This window comes from Paenibacillus sp. FSL H8-0122 (assembly GCF_038005345.1).
GTDB lineage: Bacteria > Bacillota > Bacilli > Paenibacillales > Paenibacillaceae > Paenibacillus_AQ.
The window spans coordinates 5,661,089-5,677,104 of sequence record NZ_JBBOTB010000001.1; the positions used below are offsets into that span (position 1 = coordinate 5,661,089).

Consider the following 16,016-nt stretch of genomic DNA (forward strand, 5'->3'; position numbering starts at 1 on the left):
AGTGATGCAGGACGGGGATTTTTGTGTTTTTGGACGCCTAAGCGTGCAGTGCTTACCTTACTCGGACCAATACTCCGCCTCCGGGTTGAGCGCCGCGCCCACTTCGCCTTCTTTTACCAGATCGCAGTCCAGGTAGCCTTCCTCATCCAGAAAATAGACCTCCTGCTTATAGAATTCGCACAACGTCTCCAGGAACTTCTCCGGCGAATCGTACATTACCACCAAATCCCCGTAGTCGTGCAGCAGATCGCAGATCCGCTCCACGCCTTCTTCAGAGCGGTAGTAGCAGATATAATCACTTCCATAGTTCGTCAGCAGCGGCAACACGGTTCCACCGCCGGTATATCCCTTCTCCTGCAGAATCCCTGACAGTATCTTCACTTCATGGCCGTATTCCCCGATATGAATCAGCCGGTAGCCCGGAATGAACTCCAGCAGACTGGGATCTTCCTCGGCGCCGCCTGTTCCAAGAACTGTATCATAGACCGCACGCAGAAGCGCAGGTACTTCGGGTGTAAACTCTAATATCGCATCACTGCCCCCTGCCGGAGCCTCTCCCAGACTGGCGGTGTACCCGGGACGCAGCTGCGTGGACAGCTTAAGGAATTCCTGAAATGTACCGGTAAGCATGTAATCATCCTTTCTCACAAAAATATAGCGGAGCGATAAGGAACGCCCTTATCTCTCCGCTTGGTGCTGCCATGCTAATGTGCTATGTTATTTGAGATGGGTTACTTGGCAGCCGAAGCCCACATCTTCTCCAGCCACTGATCGAAATCCGCGCCCTTCTCGCCTTCATAGGCATCGTAGACATCAACCCGCATCTTCTTCAGCTTTTCTTTGAACTCTTCGTAAGAATGGTCCTTAGGCAGACTTTTCTTAATCCGCAGAATAATCTTGGATACCCCTTTGAACAGTTCAGCTTTGTTCTTCGATGGAACCTTGACCTCTTCGCCAAAAGCCACCAGCTTGTTATATGCGGCTTCTTGCACAGTATATACAGGATCGCTGATCATCAGGCGATTAAGGATATCGATAATTTGTTTGTGGTTGTAGCGGCCCAGCTCTTCTACCGCTTCAAGACGCGCTCTCCAGTCTGCGGAACGGCCGGCGGCTTTCTTCAGTTCGTCATAGTTCTCAGGCAGCTCTTGGATTACTTCTTCATTATTCAAGCGTTACAATCCCCTTCTTGGTTAAATCTGATATAGTTCAATTCTACAGTACTGTACTCGCTGATTCAATCTTTTGTCCAAACATTCGGCTGAACCGGGAGCGAAGATATCGCTTGGATGAGGGTCGAGACCGGGCATCGGGATTTTTGACTTCACCTGGCTGCATAAGTATAGTATGAACCAAAAGAGCGGCCAGTCAGGACAAGGAGGTCTTACAGCAAGATGAGAGTCCTATTCCCAGATTCATTCAGCGACACCTGGAGCTTCAAAGAAATTAACGCCCCGCTTCCTGTTCCCGGTGAGTATGAAGTTCTCATCAAACTGCGCGCTGCCTCTGTTCATCCGGCGTTCCAGAAGCTTCATAATGGCCCGTTACTTACAGCCATAGCCGGAACAATAACGGATACCGGCCCGGCAGCAACCCGCTTGCAGACCGGTGACGAAGTGTACGGCCTGATAAACGCCGGAGCGGACGGAAGCTACGCAGAATATGCGCTGGCACGTGAGACTGAGCTGGCGCTTAAGCCCCGGGAGCTATCCTATGAAGCGGCTGCGGTAACCGCAGCCGCCGGGCTGCCGGCATGGCAGGCACTGGCCGCAGCCCGGGTCTCCAGCCGGGACCGCGTGCTGGTGCATAACGGTGCGGGAGCCATCGGCAGCTTCGCGGTGCAACTCGCCAAGCTGCGGGAGGCAACCGTGATTACGACGATCAGCAGCGATGCAGATCTGGACGCCGTCTGGGGCCTGGGAGCAGACCAGGCCATTAACAGCAGCGGACAGGATTTCGCAGCCATCCTGGGACAGAGTATCGATGTGGTCATCGATACGGCAGGAGGTCGCGTGCTGGACAGCAGCTTCGCGGTGCTGGCTTCCGGCGGAAGGCTGTTCTCCACGGCCGGACCGCCCGATCCCGCCCGGGCTGCACAGCAGGGAGTTCAGGCAGGGTATATTACTCCCTCTGCTGATGCCTTCCAGCTGTCCGAGCTGGCCCGGCTGATTGCCGCACGGAGGCTGAAGGCACCGGCCGGACCGGTCTTCCCGCTTAGCGAGGAAGGGCTGCAGAGCGCCTGTGAGCTTCAGGCGAGCGGGAAGGGTCCAGGCATTATTGCCATCACGATCGGGCAACGGGAACCGGGATTATAGCAAGCGAAATACCCGTACAGCCAGGAGTTTCGGATCTCCTGACGGTACGGGTATTTTGATAATAACTCTGTAGGTTATTTCCCTCTGGCGATTAATTCGTTGTGGCGCTTGCCGATGCTCTGGAAGGTCTCATCCAGTGTCTTATCCTTCAGGAAATAATGCTCCAGCTCCTCCATACGCAGGTCGTTCAGTTGAATCGGCACCGTGTTGATGTAGGTATCCTCGCCGCCGAACAACACCCGCTCCATAGACTCCAGATCGTACAGTTGTTCGAAGCCTGCAACGAGTTTGGCCTGCGTCTGGGAGTTATCAATCTTCGCCGAGGCGGGAATGCGGCCTCCCTTGGTCAGATAGGTTACGCCTTCATCCGCATACCACTGCAGGAACTTCCACGCCTCCTCTTTGTAAGCCGAGCCAGGGTTGATGGCAATGACATCGCTCAGCCCGCCTTCCAGGCGGAAGTCTTCCCTCGCTCCATCCGGGCGTGGAATGGTGGCAAAGGCAATTTTGAACTCACGCGGGTAATCGGTCAGATTGTTCGCATTGCGGAAAATAAAGTTACCGGAGCCCAGCATGGCCGCTTCCCCTTTGAGGAACGAGGCATCGACCTGAAGCTTGGTGGCAATCTGCTCGCCGTAGGCGGGCATACTTTTATCATCGTGCATCATCTTGTACCAGCTCTCCACCGAGCCGCGCGTCACCGGGCTGTCCAGGTTAGACTTGCCGTCCTTGACGAATTCATTCTGCAGCTCCCCGTCCATGCCGAAGGGGAACATGTTGGTTCCCTGAACGTAGCCGTAAGTTGAATCCTTGCTGAGCACTTTAGCATATTCCGCCAGATCCGACTGGGTCCAGTTGTTATCCGGCAGCTTCAGCCCGGCAGCATCCAGCTTGTTCTTGTTCAGCCATATAAAAGACTTCGAGGAGACGGTCGGAAGGCCGTAGTAGCTGCCGTCGAACTGCCACGCTTTGGCCTGCCCGCCCATAGCAGCTTCAATATCATACCCTCCCAGCTCGCTGAGGTTCTGCGCGCCGCCGGACTGCACTCTTTTCTCCAGCTGGAACTTGGCATAATTGGTATACAGATCAATATTCTCTCCGGCCACAAGCGCCGTATCCAGCTTCAGATTGCCGCTGTCATCATTGACGTAACGGACATATTCTACCTGCACTCCGGGATTCGCCTCATTCCAGGCTTTCACCATGTCCAGCGGCCCTGCTTCCTCAGGAACCCCGCCCCAGAATTTCAGCGTAATGGTCTTGTTGTTCTGCCCCCCGGAATTCGTGCCCTCAGCCACTCCAGCCGATGTGCCAGCCCCTTCCTTGCTGCTGCAACCGCTTGCAATGATCAGCAGGGCTGTAAGTCCTGCAAGCCATCCGTATCTTGGTTTCTTCATCTATCGTCAACCCCCTTGGCTATTGTCCGCAAGTCCGCTGCTGTGCAGCATCCTCCGCTTGCCTATAATGATATCAGCCCGCGCCCCGCTGCCCCATGAACGCTATTGTGATCTAATGATACAGATTTGGGATATAGCGTACGCCCGGCTAGAGGCTCCGCTTCAGGAGCGGCGGAAGTCGCTCGGAGTTTTGCCCGTCCACCGCTTGAACACCTTGTTGAAATAGTTATCGTTCGAGAAGCCGCACGCACAGGAGATCGCCGAGACCGGCAGGCTGGTGTGGAGCAGCTGATGCACGGCCGCTTCGATTCTGACCTTTTGCGTGAAATTGGTGAGGGTGAGCCCGGTCTTCTTCTTGAACAGGTTGCTGACGTAGGTCTGCTCCATATTGACCAGACGCGCCAGCTCGCCAAGCGTGTGCTCCTGTGCATAATGCTCGGAGATATAGTCTATAATGCGGTCAACCTGCGGATGCCCCGTCTTCCCCCCGGCCGTTCCAACCGCTGCAAGCAGCGCGGTGTCCCCAAGGGTACTGAGCTTCCGCCATTTGTCCCGCTGCTCCAGACCCGCCCGCGCCCGCTCCAGCAGGGCAATCAGCCGCTCCGGCCGCAGAGAGAGCTTCAGCACATAGCCTATAGCGCCAAGCTCCAGCGCCTGCTGGGCATAATCGAACTCGGACATGCAGGTCAGCATGATGAACGGGCATTCCCAGCCAGCTTCCCGGCTGCGGCGCAGCAGCTCAATCCCGTCCAGAACAGGCATGACAATATCGGTAATCACGATGTCGGGAGGGCGCTGCTCCATAGCTTCCATAGCCTCAGCCCCGTTCGCATACTCGCCTTCTATGACAAAGCCGTATTTCTCCCAGGCAATGAGATGCTTCACCATATCCCGGGCAAACACTTCATCTTCTACCAGATAGACACTATACATCGTCTGATTCTCCTTTGGCGTAAGGTTCGGATACAAGCAGCGGGGTGCGGATCTCGACTATCGTCCGGCCTTCTTCCCCGCTGCGGGTGAGCGTTAAGGAGGCTTGCCCCCGGTACAGCAGCTCCAGCCGCTCCCGGATATTGCTCAGCCCGATTCCTTTGCGGCTCCGCCGGACCGCAGCCATGGCAGCAGCCTGCCGGGCGGCTTCAGGACCTGCGCCGTTATCCATCACGAGCATAATGAGCTCCTGCCCGCTGGCATGAATGTCCACGGTGATCTGCCCGCCGGACGCGGTGTCAGCGAAGCCATGAATAATGGCATTCTCGACCAGCGGCTGCAACGTAAACTTGGGAACCAGGGCATAGTACAGCGAAGGATCGTACTCCACATCCAGGTGATAGCGGTTGCCGAAGCGGATATTCTGAATGTGCATATAAGCCTCCATGAAGCCCAGCTCCTGCCCTAGCGGGATGAGATCCAGCTCGGTATTGAGACTGGTCTCCAGCAGCAGACCGAGCGAGACACAGATGTCGAAGGTGGTGCTGTCTTTATTTTTGAGCGCCTGGCTCTTGATCATGTTCAGGGTATTCAGCAGAAAATGCGGGTCCATCTGGGAGACGAGGGTCTGGAACCGGACGGATTCCTTCTGGCGTTCCTCTACTTTGAGCCGGTAGATCAGTGTCCCGATATCGGCTATCATCCGGTTGAAGCTGGTCAGCAATTGAAGAATCTCCCCCCGGTAGCCGCTGGTGGGGATCGTCACCCTCAGCTCCTGATCAGCGGCCCGGCTCATCTGATCGCGCAGCTTATGCAGCGGCTTGGTTACATTGGAGGAGATCAGCAGCGTAGCGGCAATGAACACCAGCGTGAGCACTACGAGGGAGATGAGCGCCGTGCGTTTGATGGTATTGGTGCCGGCAAAGACCTGCTCCAGCGAGATTTTCTTAATCAGGGTCCACTCCAGGGAAGGCATATAGCTGGCCAGGTACAGGGCTCGCTCGCGTTCACTTGTCAGATCGGCCAGCTTATCCGGGTGGAGGCGGAATTCCTCCTGGAAACGGCGGGCCAGCTCATCCGGGATCTGGGCATCGTCCTTGCTGCGGTAGATCATCTCTCCCCCGTTGCCGAGAACGAGATAGGCCGCCTGAGGATCAGCCGCGCCCGTCCACTGCTTCAGCCATTGCCTGTGGTCCATGCTGATTCTTACTGCGCCGTACGGCTCAGAGCCGGCATCCAGCAGCAGGGAATCAATCGTCAGCAGTTTGCTGCCGGAGGCAGTCTCCTTGGAGACATAGCTGTCTGTTACCTTCCAATAGTAGGAGGCCGGGGCCATTTGCTCTTGAAGTCCGGCGGCTATCTCGTTATATACCTGTCCCCCGTCTATGGGCTTACGCGAAGTGTAATTGTAATAAGCATGTCCGGCACGGTCCGTGACGGTCAGGAAGACGGACGGCGTGGACAGGAAGAACGAGTTCGCCAGCGAGTCCAGATTGCGGTTGATTTCGCGCATGGCCGTGAAGGGAGAATGAGGCGAGTCCGAGCTCAGATACTGCTCCAGGGAAGGATTCTGATTAATCAAAATGAGTGACCGGGTCATCAGTCCGGCCAGATCCAGCAGATCCTCCCGGAAGCTGCCCATCTCGCGCTTGTTCTGTTCAACCTGCTGCTGCTTCAGAATCTGCTCAATCTGCTGGAAGCCGATCAGGCACAGCAGGGAGAACGGGATAATAACCAGCAGCAAGTATGCCGTAAAAATGCGGTATTTCAGGCCACCGGGCCACCTTAATCTCTTCATTATCCTTCTTCCCCCTTCGGCCTTGCGGCATGTTCCTGCCCAGTATAGCAGAGGATTCATTATTCAATAATTTGGTTAGATAGAAAGTATTTCTCTCCGCAGACAGCCGAAAGACAGACCGCAATGCGGTCTGTCTAATTCTGTTAGTAACAACGGATTTCGTATATGGCTGCTGATGCATCGCCGTTCGTCCCGTGAATCACCACCCGCAGCCGGTCCGCCTTGAAGCTGCCGGATGCCGGTGTTAACGTGACGGTATTCCGGCGCTGGTAGTTGTCCTTGACCCTGGCAGCCCCGGTCCAGCGGCCGTCCTGCCGGAGAAGGATGCTGTAGTCTCTCACGCACTGCGGATCACGGTACAGCGGCGGGTAGTTATGGTATTCATGGAACAGATGCCCCGGGAAGCTGAGCTCCACCGTATGCACTTCCTGCGGCTGCTGCCAGCTCAGCTCCAGCCACTGCTCCTGCGGCTCCTGCGGATTGGAGCGCCACAGATTGGCTGCGCGGTAAGGGCGGGTAACACCGCTGGTCACCTGGTGCGCAGTATAGCAATTCTGCGGCGGGTCCAGCCGGAAGCTGCGGTTCTCCTTAAGGCTGCGCATCTTGCCGCCGCCGATCTCGTAAGCCGAAGCATGGCCGGGAATGACCGTTCCGGCCTTGATCCAGGCCACTCCGCTGTGCGCCAGCAGATCGAGCCGCAGGTAGGAGAACGCCGGGAAGTCGCGGCCCGGCTCCAGTTCAAGCGGCGCAATGACCCATAGCTCTTCGCCCTCAGGCACCATGAACTCCAGCCTTGCCGCCGGCTCTCCCGGTTCTGTACGGTAATCCCAGAGGCTCTCCACCGCATACAGAACTCCTTGAACCTGCTGCGCGGCACCGGACAGATTGCTGAGACAGACCTCCAGCTGCCGGACCGGACGGTCGCCCACCGCGATCCACTGCCCGGTCCGCCGGTTCAGCCGGTCCCGGTCATATGGCTGCTCTGGCGCCACCTGCGCTTGCGGCTTCGTCTCGGTCCAATCCACCAGATGCTCCGCCGTTCCTGAGGAGGACGGGCCTACGCCGTAGAGCAGCGCTTCACTGCTTGCGCTAACCGCAGCCAACCGGGCCATATCCAGCGGATCTTCATTGACCACATTCGGCAGGAAGCAGCCGTCCCGGAGGAGCTGTTGCTGAATATGAGGAACACGGGTCGCCAGCAGCTCATCGGCGCTAAGCTGCTCCGCTGCCGCAATCGCCGCCGCGACCCCTGCCGCCTGCCCCATCAGCGCGGTTGTGCCCATGACACGCACCGTGCCGAGAGCAGCATGGGTTACGCTTACGTTGCGGCCTGCCATCATCAGGTTGTCTACATCCTTGGACATACAAATACGCAGCGGGATACCGTAAGGACCGCAATAGCTTTTGACCGCATAATCGGTGGTCTGGTCGTAATGCTCTGCGCTGCTGGGCTCACTGGTCGGTGCCAGCAGACCGCCGGGCGTATGCAGGTCGAGGAACCAGCCACCGAAGGCAATCTCGTCTTCGAAGACGGTGCGCCCTGCCGGATCATGCTCGGTCATCAGATATTTGCCCATGATGCGCCGGCTCTCCCGCTTGCCGGGCACCTGGCCGATCCAGTCCAGCGCATAGTTCGCAGCCAACTCCCGGGTCTTGGGATCACGGTTCTTGATCCAGTCCCATACCCCCAGCGTATGGCGGGTCAGCTCATGGCGGATGCGTTCCGCATCATGGATGGTGTGCCAGGGCACGCCGATCTCCAGCCACCAGTATCCGCTGCGGATATCGTAGGGCTTGCGGCCCTGATCGTAGAAGAAGCTGGCATCCTCATAGCGGATGGCCCAGTCCGGCAGCACAAACGGAACGGGCCGCCCCATATCCTTTGCCTTGAAATGAATCGAATTGCCCATCACTTCCTGATTGGCCTGCTCCGGGGCGTGCGGCTCGCCGAATTCATCCTTGCCTTCGCTGCCCATCCGCCATTCACAGCCGGCCAGGTCAGCGAGTATGCCGTCCCCGGTGCAGTCGATGAACTGCTTCGCTTCAATCAGCAGATCAGTCTCCGCGCCTGCGGTCCGGCACCGCACCGAATGAATCTTGCACTCATGCTCCATCGCGATGTCAAGCAGCGCCGTATTCAAGTGGAAGGTGAGAAGGGGGGTTCTAACCGCCATGTCATACATCGTCATATCCCATACACTGTTGGTCCAGCCGTTCTCAGTAATCCATTCATGATTGACGGCCCGTTCCTCAATCAGCAGTTCGGAGATAATACCAGTCTCCCGTCCGTAGGCATGGAAGCAGGCCGCTCCATGCGGCGACACTCTAATCTCGGAGGACGAATTGCCTCCAAACACCGGACGGTCCTGCACAAGGCACACCTGCGCTCCCTGGCGTGCGGCAGCGACAGCGGCAGAGAACCCGGCAAGGCCGCCACCCACCACTACGATGTCATAATTCTCTGTAATCTGAACGTTCATGATAGTACCTCCTGAGGCTTCATTGTCTTTATTATATTGTCATGTATTAACCCTTGACCGCCCCGCTGGCGATGCCTTGAATAATGAACTTCTGTCCGGCCAGGAAGACCACAATCATCGGAATCATGGCGGCTGTAGCTGCAGCCATCATGCCGTTGTAATCAACCGAATTCTCCAGCACGAAATTCTGCAGGCCCAGGGGCACCGTATACAGATTCTTGTCTACCAGAAAGATCAGAGCGTTCTCGTAATCATTCCAGTGCCAGGAGAAATCAAGGATCGTCAGTGTTGCGAGCGGGGCCTTCGCCAGCGGCAGTATGACCCGTGTGAAGATGCGGAAATGCCCGGCACCGTCGATAAAAGCGGCTTCACTGATCTCCTGGGGCACCGTAATAAAGAACTGGCGCAGCAGGAACACGCCAAAGATGGTGAATGCCCCCGGCAAAATCAGCGCCCAGTGGGTGTTGTAAATGCCCATCCAGTTGAACAGCACGAACCTCGGCACGAACAGAATCTGCGGCGGGATCATCATCATGGATAAATAGATCAGGAACAGCGGCTCCCGCCCGCGGAATTGAATCCGCGAGAATCCGTAGGCGGCCAGAGCGGCAAACGTTACCGCGCCCAGGGTCGAAAGGATAGAGATTTTCAGGGAATTCATATAGAGCAGCGCGAAGTCCCCCGTTCCGGTCCACACATTCACATGGTGCTTCAGGACCGGGTGCAGCGGTATCCACTGAATCGGGAACTCGAACACCTCAAGTGGTGTTTTGAATGAAGTGGAGATCATCCAGAAGAAGGGCAGCAGCAGCAGCAGGCCCATAGCAGTCATGACCAGCGTAAGCAGCCACTTCCACATTCGCGAGGCACGCCTTGCCGTCTGCCGCCCCGCCCGGACAGCAGGTGTTATTGTCGTTTCCATTAGCGGCTCTCCTTGCTTTCTTTTAGTAATGCACCCAGCGGCGCTGGCCTGCCCAATTGACAAGCATGATCAGCATGACAATGGCGAAGAGCATCCAGGATACAGCAGAAGCGTAACCCATCTCATAGTAGCGGAAGGCTGTCTTGTAAATGTAGAGCGACAGTACATTACTGCCTTCTCCCGGTCCTCCGGCGGTGGTGGCCTGAATGATGCCGAACGTCTTAATGACCGAGATGAACCCTGTAATCAGCAGCAGGAAGGTGGTCGGCGATACGAGCGGCACGGTGATATAACGGATGGAATGCCACAGCCGGGCCCCGTCGATGGTCGCCGCCTCCAGCAGCTCCTTCGGCACCTCCTGAAGACTGGAGAGATAAATAATCATGTTGTAGCCGACCATAATCCAGATCTGAATGATGCATAACGCATAGATTGCCGTACCGCTCTCGGACAGCCAGCCCGGAGGATCAGCGATGCCAACCAGCCGGAGTACTCCGTTAATGGGGCCGAGGCTGGGATGGAAAAGCAGCATCCAGACGAAGGCGATGGCGACACCGTTCATAATATAGGGCAGGAAGTACAGCGTGCGCAGCAGTTTGGCCCAGTAGACGCTTCTGTTCAGAATGTAGGCGATGGGAAAAGCCACAATCAGCGATAACGGAACCGTCAGCAGAAAGATGAATGTCTTCAGGACGGAGTTGTGGAATGAGGCATCTCCGGCCAGCCGTCTGAAATTGTCCAGCCCGACGAACTGGATGTCCCCCTTGTTCATGAAGGAGTAATCTGTAAACATCATGACCAGCGACATCAGAGCAGGCACCAGATAGAACAGCGTAATCCCTATCATGCTGGGGGCGATAAACCAATAACCGGCCGGATGATGGTCATGAATGCCGGTTCTTCTTAGCTTCTTCAAGCGATCCCTCCTTCGCAATATGTTCATAATGTAAGTCTAGCAAAGGGAGATGGCTTGCAGAATGAACGCTATTGTGGCGTAGGGGTACGGATTTTGGAATTGAACTGGGGGTACTATGCTTCCATCCGGCCCTGGGCCTTACCTCCCAGCGGATGCACTGCATGTTTACCGCGGGGATTGTACCGGAAGAACCAAAACTGGCGGTTTGCCTTCTTTTTTGCGGAGAATTCGATTATCATTAGCCTCATTCCAAATTATAGGAGGTTCATCATGCAGGGGTTAAAACAACGTGCCGGCCGGTTATGCTTAAGTCTCATGCTGATAGGTGTAATATCTTACGGGGAGGGGCTGCAGGCGGCAGCCTTGCCGGTCCAGGAAGAGCAGGTGAGCTCCGGGGCTCCCGATGTCAGCTCCTCCATAACGGTGCTGGGCAGCCCGTTCAAGAAAGCGGCTTATGCCCGCAACGTCTGGGATATGCAGCTCTTCGGCGGCAAAATTTATCTCGGCCACGGCAACAGCAGCAATAATGCGCCTGTGCCCAATGCAGGACCGGTTCCTATCTATTACTGGGACCTTGCCCAGAATAGATTCTCTGTTCAGGATGTTACCTATACCAACCCGGCCACGGGCAAGGTGACCACCAATGTCTATGTCATGGACGAGCAGATTGATACCTTCAAGGTGTTGAACGGAGAGCTGTACATTCCCGGGCATGACTCCAGAGTCCCAGGCTGGGCCTACGGGAACTTCTACCGCCTGAACGGGGATCATTGGGACCAATATATGAATATTCCCGGGGGTATCCATGTCTATGATATGGCCTACTATCAAGGCAAGCTGTATGCTGCGCTCGGCGCCAGCGGTGGCCCGCTGATCTATGTATCCGCTGACAGGGGGAATAGCTGGACCCGGTTCGGCACAGTCTCCCAATACGGCATTATGCGGGCTTATACTCTGTTCGGCTTAGGTGACACGCTCTATGCTTCCTCCGCCACGGCGGGCAAGACGCAGGGAATGGCCAATGAGAAAGGCTACATGACCTCCATCCGGCAGACCGGCAGCGGACTGGTCCAGACGAAGCTGACCTTCACCAGCAGCCAGCTCTTCCCCGGACTCAGCTTCGTGACGAAGCCCGGTGAAGTCAACGTTCCCGGCGTCAGCGGCCAGCCTTGGCTGAAGCTGCTCCGCACCACTGAGGTGAATGGACGGCTGCTGTATATTGCAGGCCAAATCTATAATGACCATCAATCCATTCCGCAGGGCCTGTTCTCGGCCGGAGCGGGCTTCCAGAACACGCGCAAGGAGCTGCTGCCGAATGCTGCCGTAGCGCCTATCGATATTCTGGACCGCAAAGATACGGTATACGTGCTTGGATATGCCAAGGAGGCCTCAGGCCAATATACGAATTATGTCTACCGCAAAAGCACCGCCAGCCTCGCCACCGGCGGAGGAGACTGGAGTGAAGTCTTCCGCTTCAGCCGGGATACCTTCGCCCGTTCCTTCGAGGAATACAATGGTGACTTCTACTTCGGACTGGGCAGTGATGCGGATGTGATTCCGGCCTCCACCGGCACGATTCTGAAGCTGAGCGCCGGGACTTATTGAAGTCGGGCAGGCGAACGGGCCATTAAATTGACAACCTTCTGTAAACGGTGGTACGCTCACTAATATTCTAGTAATCCGTTCACAAATCAGGTAAGGAGCGTCTCTATGACTGACCGGAAGATCCTTAATCAGGCAAGCTTAACCAAGGAAGTATACCTTATTCTTGCACTACTGAATTCCGGAAATCCAGATGAGACGGCGCGGAAGCATCCGCAGTTGTTCACAGAGGTGAACTGGGACTTATTCGTGGAACTGAACCGGCAGCACAGGGTGTATCCCTACCTCTATTCCAGGCTGAGCAAGATGGAGGAGAAGGTGGTCCCTTCCGAAGTTCTGGAGCAGCTGAAATGGCAATACCGCAGGAATACGGTGCAGATGCTCCAGCTTAGCGGTGAAATGAGCAATATTGCGGGTCAGCTGGCCGAGCTGAATATCCGCTGTCTGTTCCTCAAAGGGCCGGTGCTTGGGCAGGAGCTGTACGGAGACCTGTCGCAGCGCACCTCCCGGGATCTCGACTTCCTGGTGCCGATTGAACAGCTGGAGGATGCCGAAACCTTGCTGATCCGGCTGGGCTATGAGAAGGAAGACAAGTTCGAGAGCCTGCTTGGCGACTGGAAATGGCGGGAGCATCATTCGACATTCGTGCATCCTGTCAGCAATGTCAACCTGGAGCTGCACTGGCGGTTAGGACCGGGTCCTGCCAAAGAGCCTGCGTTCGACGAGCTCTGGCGTCATTCGCGGACCAGCAGCACCTTCGGCCAGAATGTCCGCTATCTGGGGCCGGAGGATCTGTTCATGTTCCTGGCTGTACACGGTGCCAGACATGCCTGGTCCCGGCTGAGATGGCTGCAGGACATCAAGATGCTGCTAATGGGACAGCAGCCGCCTGACTCCGCCAAGCTGATTCAATTACTACAGCGGTATAATCACAACGCTATAGGAGGACAGACGCTGATTCTGGCCAGAGAGCTGCTGGAGACGCCGGTTGACCCGGCGCTATCCCCGCTGCTGGACAACCCCAAGGCCCGTAGGCTGGCGCAGGACATTCTGTTCTATCTCCCGCGCATCGTGAATTTGAATACCCCTCCGCTGGAGCCGGAGGTGGAGCAGCATTTCAACCGTTATCTCCCAAGCATCCTGTCCCCGCGGAACCGGATGCTCCGCTCTGCCAGCTTCCTCTATCCCTATGCAGCGGATGCCAAGACCCTGCCGCTGCCGAAGCCGCTGCATTTCTTGTATTTCCCGCTGCGGCCTTTGCTGTGGAGCTGGCGGAAGGTGACGGGTGCGGAGAAGGAGATGTAGGCAGGGACAGCCATACCAAAAAGGCAAGTGCTGCGTTAGATTAGCAGCACTTGCCTTTTTACGGTTTCGGAGCCGGGTGGCGGTCAGCCAATGTAATCGGTTTTTCGATTACATTCGCGCCATAACCTCTGCGCTCGCCCAATGTAATCGGTTTTTCGATTACATTCGCGCCATAACCTCTGCGCTCGCCCAATGTAATCGGTTTTTCGATTACATTTGCGCCACAACCTCTGCGCTCGCCCAATGTAATCGGTTTTTCGATTACATTCGGGCCACAACCTCTGCGCTCGCCCAATGTAATCGGTTTTTCGATTACATTCGCGCCACAACCTCTGCGCTCGCCCAATGTAATCGGTTTTTCGATTACATTCGCGCCACAACCTCTGCGCTCGCCCAATGTGATCGGTTTTTCGATTACATTCGGGCTAGAACCCCTGCGCTCGCCCAATGTAATCGGTTTTTCGATTACATTTGGACCACACACCCACGCAGCACCGAATTGTGTTCGGTTTTTCGCCTACATTCGCGTTTAAGGTATACCCTTATCCAGCCTCTTCCTGCCCCTTCAATAGCCTGCTGAACATGCCGCCCTTCTCCGAAGCCAGACCGCTGTAGACTCCCTGCTGGATGACCCGGCCCTGGTCGATGACCAGAATCTGATCGGCTCCACGGATCGTGGATAGGCGGTGGGCAATGACGATGACGGTCACGGAAGCCTTAATCCGCTCCAGCGCCTCTTGAATCCGCTGCTCGTTCTCGGTATCGAGCGCACTTGTCGCTTCATCGAGCACCAGGATCGACGGCTTGCGGATAATGGCGCGCGCCAGCACCAGGCGTTGACGTTCCCCGCCCGACAGGCGGACGCCCCGGTCGCCGAGCAGCGTATCCAGTCCGTCCGGCAGCTTGCGGACAAAGTCCGCCGAGGAGGCAAACTCCAGTGCCTCCCACAGCTCCGCCTCCTCCGCATCCGGCTTGATCATCATCAGATTATCGCGGATGGTTGCGTTATACAGGAACGGGTCCTGTGCCACATACCCGATGGATCTCCGGTAGGACAGCAGCCGCTCCCCGGTGATAGGCTCTCCGTCTGCCAGGATCTCCCCGTTCTCCGGCTGCATCAGTCCCATGAGCAGATCAACGAGCGTGCTTTTGCCGGCGCCTGAACGTCCGACAATCGCCGTCATCTGCCGGGCGGGAATCCGCACATTGACGTTCTGGAGCGAATATTGCGGCTCGTCCGCATGATAACGGAAATCGACATTGCGGGCTTCCAGACCGTGCTCCAGCGTCATAGGCAGCACCCGTTCTCCGCCTTGATCCGCTTTATGCTCGACAGCGGCCAGACATTCTTCCTGCAGCGATTGCAATTGTTTGAAGGATGGCACTACTGAGGCCAGCTGCTCCAGCAGCGACTGCAGCGTCGAGAAGGTCGGCCACAGCCGGGTGAAGACGAGAATGACCAGCAGCAGATTCGGCCCCTCCACTTGCATGAACCGGAAGGACACGAAGATAAACACAGCAATCAGCAGTGTGGAGGACAGCTTATACAGGAGCTGGGAGTTAGAGCGCAGGCGCGTATAGTCCAGCTGCTCCTGCTTAACCTCGCCAGTGAAGGCATGCAGCCATTCGAGACGGGACTGCTCCAGATTATTGCTTTTGATATCCTTGATTCCGTTCAACTGATCGGTGATGCCGCCTAGATACGTCTTGCCCAGCTCCGTGCTGCGGCTGCCCAGCCTCTTCGCCTTACGGATGAACCGCCGGGAGAAGATGGACAGCAGCGCCGCACAGACGAGAACCCCCAGTGTCATCTTGGGGGACAGCCAGAAGGCAAAGGCAATCTGCACCAGGGTGAACAACAGCGAAGTCAGGAACTGCAGGAACCCGCTGATACCCGCCAGGACTCTGGCCAGCTCGGTGGTCATCATGTTGATCAGATCGGAGGTGCGCTTCTTCAGAAAAAAAGACCACTGCGCCCGCAGCAATGCGCTATAAACCTCAACCCGCAGCTGCCTGCCATAGGTCTGTTGAATTTCGACATTGCGGATCGCCACGAACCTTGCGATCAGATTCTGGCAGAGCACAATCAGAACATAACTGCCCAGCACCAGCAGCAGCGCCGTGGACTGCGGCAGTTCACTGATGAATCCGAGCATAGGCAGATGATAGCCCGCCGCCGCGCCGCCCAGCTGAATGCCAGCCATGCCAAGCATGGGAACCAGCAGCAGAATGGCGGAGCTCTCCAGCAGACCGCTGATCACCATGCCTAACAGATTAAGATACAGCTTCACGCCCGACAACCGTTGAAGCTGCCGGACGTAGTAGATTATAGCTTGCATGGACCCACCTCG

Annotated in this window: 13 protein-coding genes; 3 read left to right on the plus strand and 10 right to left on the minus strand. The window is 56.5% G+C overall.

What is annotated here, in order from left to right; genetic code table 11:
- Positions 1 to 57 precede the first annotated feature (57 nt).
- The gene (locus NSS64_RS24415; RefSeq protein ID WP_341141810.1) at positions 58 to 630 is read right to left on the minus strand and encodes a hypothetical protein; all 573 of its coding nucleotides are present in this window, start codon (positions 628 to 630) and stop codon (positions 58 to 60) included.
- Positions 631 to 731: 101 nt separating this feature from the next.
- The gene (locus NSS64_RS24420; RefSeq protein WP_076081929.1) at positions 732 to 1,172 is read right to left on the minus strand and encodes a HEAT repeat domain-containing protein; all 441 of its coding nucleotides are present in this window, start codon (positions 1,170 to 1,172) and stop codon (positions 732 to 734) included.
- Positions 1,173 to 1,394: 222 nt separating this feature from the next.
- Between NSS64_RS24420 and NSS64_RS24425 the strand changes: the two genes are divergently transcribed.
- Positions 1,395 to 2,315, plus strand: a complete 921-nt coding sequence (locus tag NSS64_RS24425; RefSeq protein WP_341141811.1) for an NADP-dependent oxidoreductase — start codon at positions 1,395 to 1,397, stop codon at positions 2,313 to 2,315.
- Positions 2,316 to 2,389: 74 nt separating this feature from the next.
- Here NSS64_RS24425 and NSS64_RS24430 read toward each other — a convergent pair whose 3' ends face one another.
- From NSS64_RS24430 to NSS64_RS24455, 6 genes are all read right to left on the minus strand, one after another.
- The gene (locus NSS64_RS24430) at positions 2,390 to 3,712 is read right to left on the minus strand and encodes an ABC transporter substrate-binding protein (RefSeq protein WP_341141812.1); all 1,323 of its coding nucleotides are present in this window, start codon (positions 3,710 to 3,712) and stop codon (positions 2,390 to 2,392) included.
- Between the two features lie 162 nt (positions 3,713 to 3,874).
- Positions 3,875 to 4,645: a response regulator transcription factor gene (locus tag NSS64_RS24435; RefSeq protein ID WP_341141813.1), complete on the minus strand. Its 771-nt coding sequence runs from the start codon at positions 4,643 to 4,645 to the stop codon at positions 3,875 to 3,877.
- Positions 4,638 to 6,440, minus strand: coding sequence for a sensor histidine kinase (locus tag NSS64_RS24440; protein ID WP_341141814.1), 1,803 nt, complete (start codon positions 6,438 to 6,440; stop codon positions 4,638 to 4,640). Before NSS64_RS24440 ends, NSS64_RS24435 begins: the two co-directional genes overlap by 8 nt.
- A gap of 143 nt (positions 6,441 to 6,583) precedes the next feature.
- Positions 6,584 to 8,920 (minus strand): FAD-dependent oxidoreductase, encoded by a 2,337-nt coding sequence (locus NSS64_RS24445; RefSeq protein ID WP_341141815.1) that lies wholly within the window; start codon positions 8,918 to 8,920, stop codon positions 6,584 to 6,586.
- Between the two features lie 46 nt (positions 8,921 to 8,966).
- Positions 8,967 to 9,779 (minus strand): carbohydrate ABC transporter permease, encoded by an 813-nt coding sequence (locus NSS64_RS24450; protein WP_340995478.1) that lies wholly within the window; start codon positions 9,777 to 9,779, stop codon positions 8,967 to 8,969.
- An 85-nt stretch (positions 9,780 to 9,864) separates the two neighbouring features.
- Positions 9,865 to 10,758, minus strand: coding sequence for a carbohydrate ABC transporter permease (locus NSS64_RS24455; protein WP_341141816.1), 894 nt, complete (start codon positions 10,756 to 10,758; stop codon positions 9,865 to 9,867).
- 270 nt (positions 10,759 to 11,028) lie between these two features.
- On the opposite strand from NSS64_RS24455, the gene NSS64_RS24460 reads away from it, so the two are divergent.
- Positions 11,029 to 12,363 carry a hypothetical protein gene (locus tag NSS64_RS24460; RefSeq protein WP_341141817.1) on the plus strand — a complete coding sequence of 445 codons (1,335 nt, stop codon included), beginning with the start codon at positions 11,029 to 11,031 and terminating at the stop codon, positions 12,361 to 12,363.
- A gap of 105 nt (positions 12,364 to 12,468) precedes the next feature.
- Positions 12,469 to 13,665 carry a nucleotidyltransferase domain-containing protein gene (locus NSS64_RS24465; protein ID WP_341141818.1) on the plus strand — a complete coding sequence of 399 codons (1,197 nt, stop codon included), beginning with the start codon at positions 12,469 to 12,471 and terminating at the stop codon, positions 13,663 to 13,665.
- 58 nt (positions 13,666 to 13,723) lie between these two features.
- On the opposite strand, the gene NSS64_RS24470 is transcribed toward NSS64_RS24465, so the two are convergent.
- Both NSS64_RS24470 and NSS64_RS24475 read right to left on the minus strand, forming a co-directional pair.
- A complete protein-coding gene (locus NSS64_RS24470; protein ID WP_341141819.1) occupies positions 13,724 to 14,149 on the minus strand; it encodes a hypothetical protein in 426 nt (141 codons plus the stop codon).
- Between the two features lie 58 nt (positions 14,150 to 14,207).
- The gene (locus NSS64_RS24475) at positions 14,208 to 16,004 is read right to left on the minus strand and encodes an ABC transporter ATP-binding protein (RefSeq protein ID WP_341141820.1); all 1,797 of its coding nucleotides are present in this window, start codon (positions 16,002 to 16,004) and stop codon (positions 14,208 to 14,210) included.
- Positions 16,005 to 16,016: the final 12 nt, after the last annotated feature.

Bases quoted from the DNA above. Each gene is read 5' to 3' on its own strand.
- NSS64_RS24435 (WP_341141813.1), bottom strand. From the start codon at position 4,645: ATGTATAGTGTCTATCTGGTAGAAGATGAAGTGTTTGCCCGGGATATG.
- NSS64_RS24460 (WP_341141817.1), top strand. From the start codon at position 11,029: ATGCAGGGGTTAAAACAACGTGCCGGCCGGTTATGCTTAAGTCTCATG.
- NSS64_RS24430 (WP_341141812.1), bottom strand. From the start codon at position 3,712: ATGAAGAAACCAAGATACGGATGGCTTGCAGGACTTACAGCCCTGCTG.
- NSS64_RS24450 (WP_340995478.1), bottom strand. From the start codon at position 9,779: ATGTGGAAGTGGCTGCTTACGCTGGTCATGACTGCTATGGGCCTGCTG.
- NSS64_RS24415 (WP_341141810.1), bottom strand. From the start codon at position 630: ATGCTTACCGGTACATTTCAGGAATTCCTTAAGCTGTCCACGCAGCTG.
- NSS64_RS24475 (WP_341141820.1), bottom strand. From the start codon at position 16,004: ATGCAAGCTATAATCTACTACGTCCGGCAGCTTCAACGGTTGTCGGGC.
- NSS64_RS24425 (WP_341141811.1), top strand. From the start codon at position 1,395: ATGAGAGTCCTATTCCCAGATTCATTCAGCGACACCTGGAGCTTCAAA.
- NSS64_RS24465 (WP_341141818.1), top strand. From the start codon at position 12,469: ATGACTGACCGGAAGATCCTTAATCAGGCAAGCTTAACCAAGGAAGTA.
- NSS64_RS24440 (WP_341141814.1), bottom strand. From the start codon at position 6,440: ATGAAGAGATTAAGGTGGCCCGGTGGCCTGAAATACCGCATTTTTACG.
- NSS64_RS24445 (WP_341141815.1), bottom strand. From the start codon at position 8,920: ATGAACGTTCAGATTACAGAGAATTATGACATCGTAGTGGTGGGTGGC.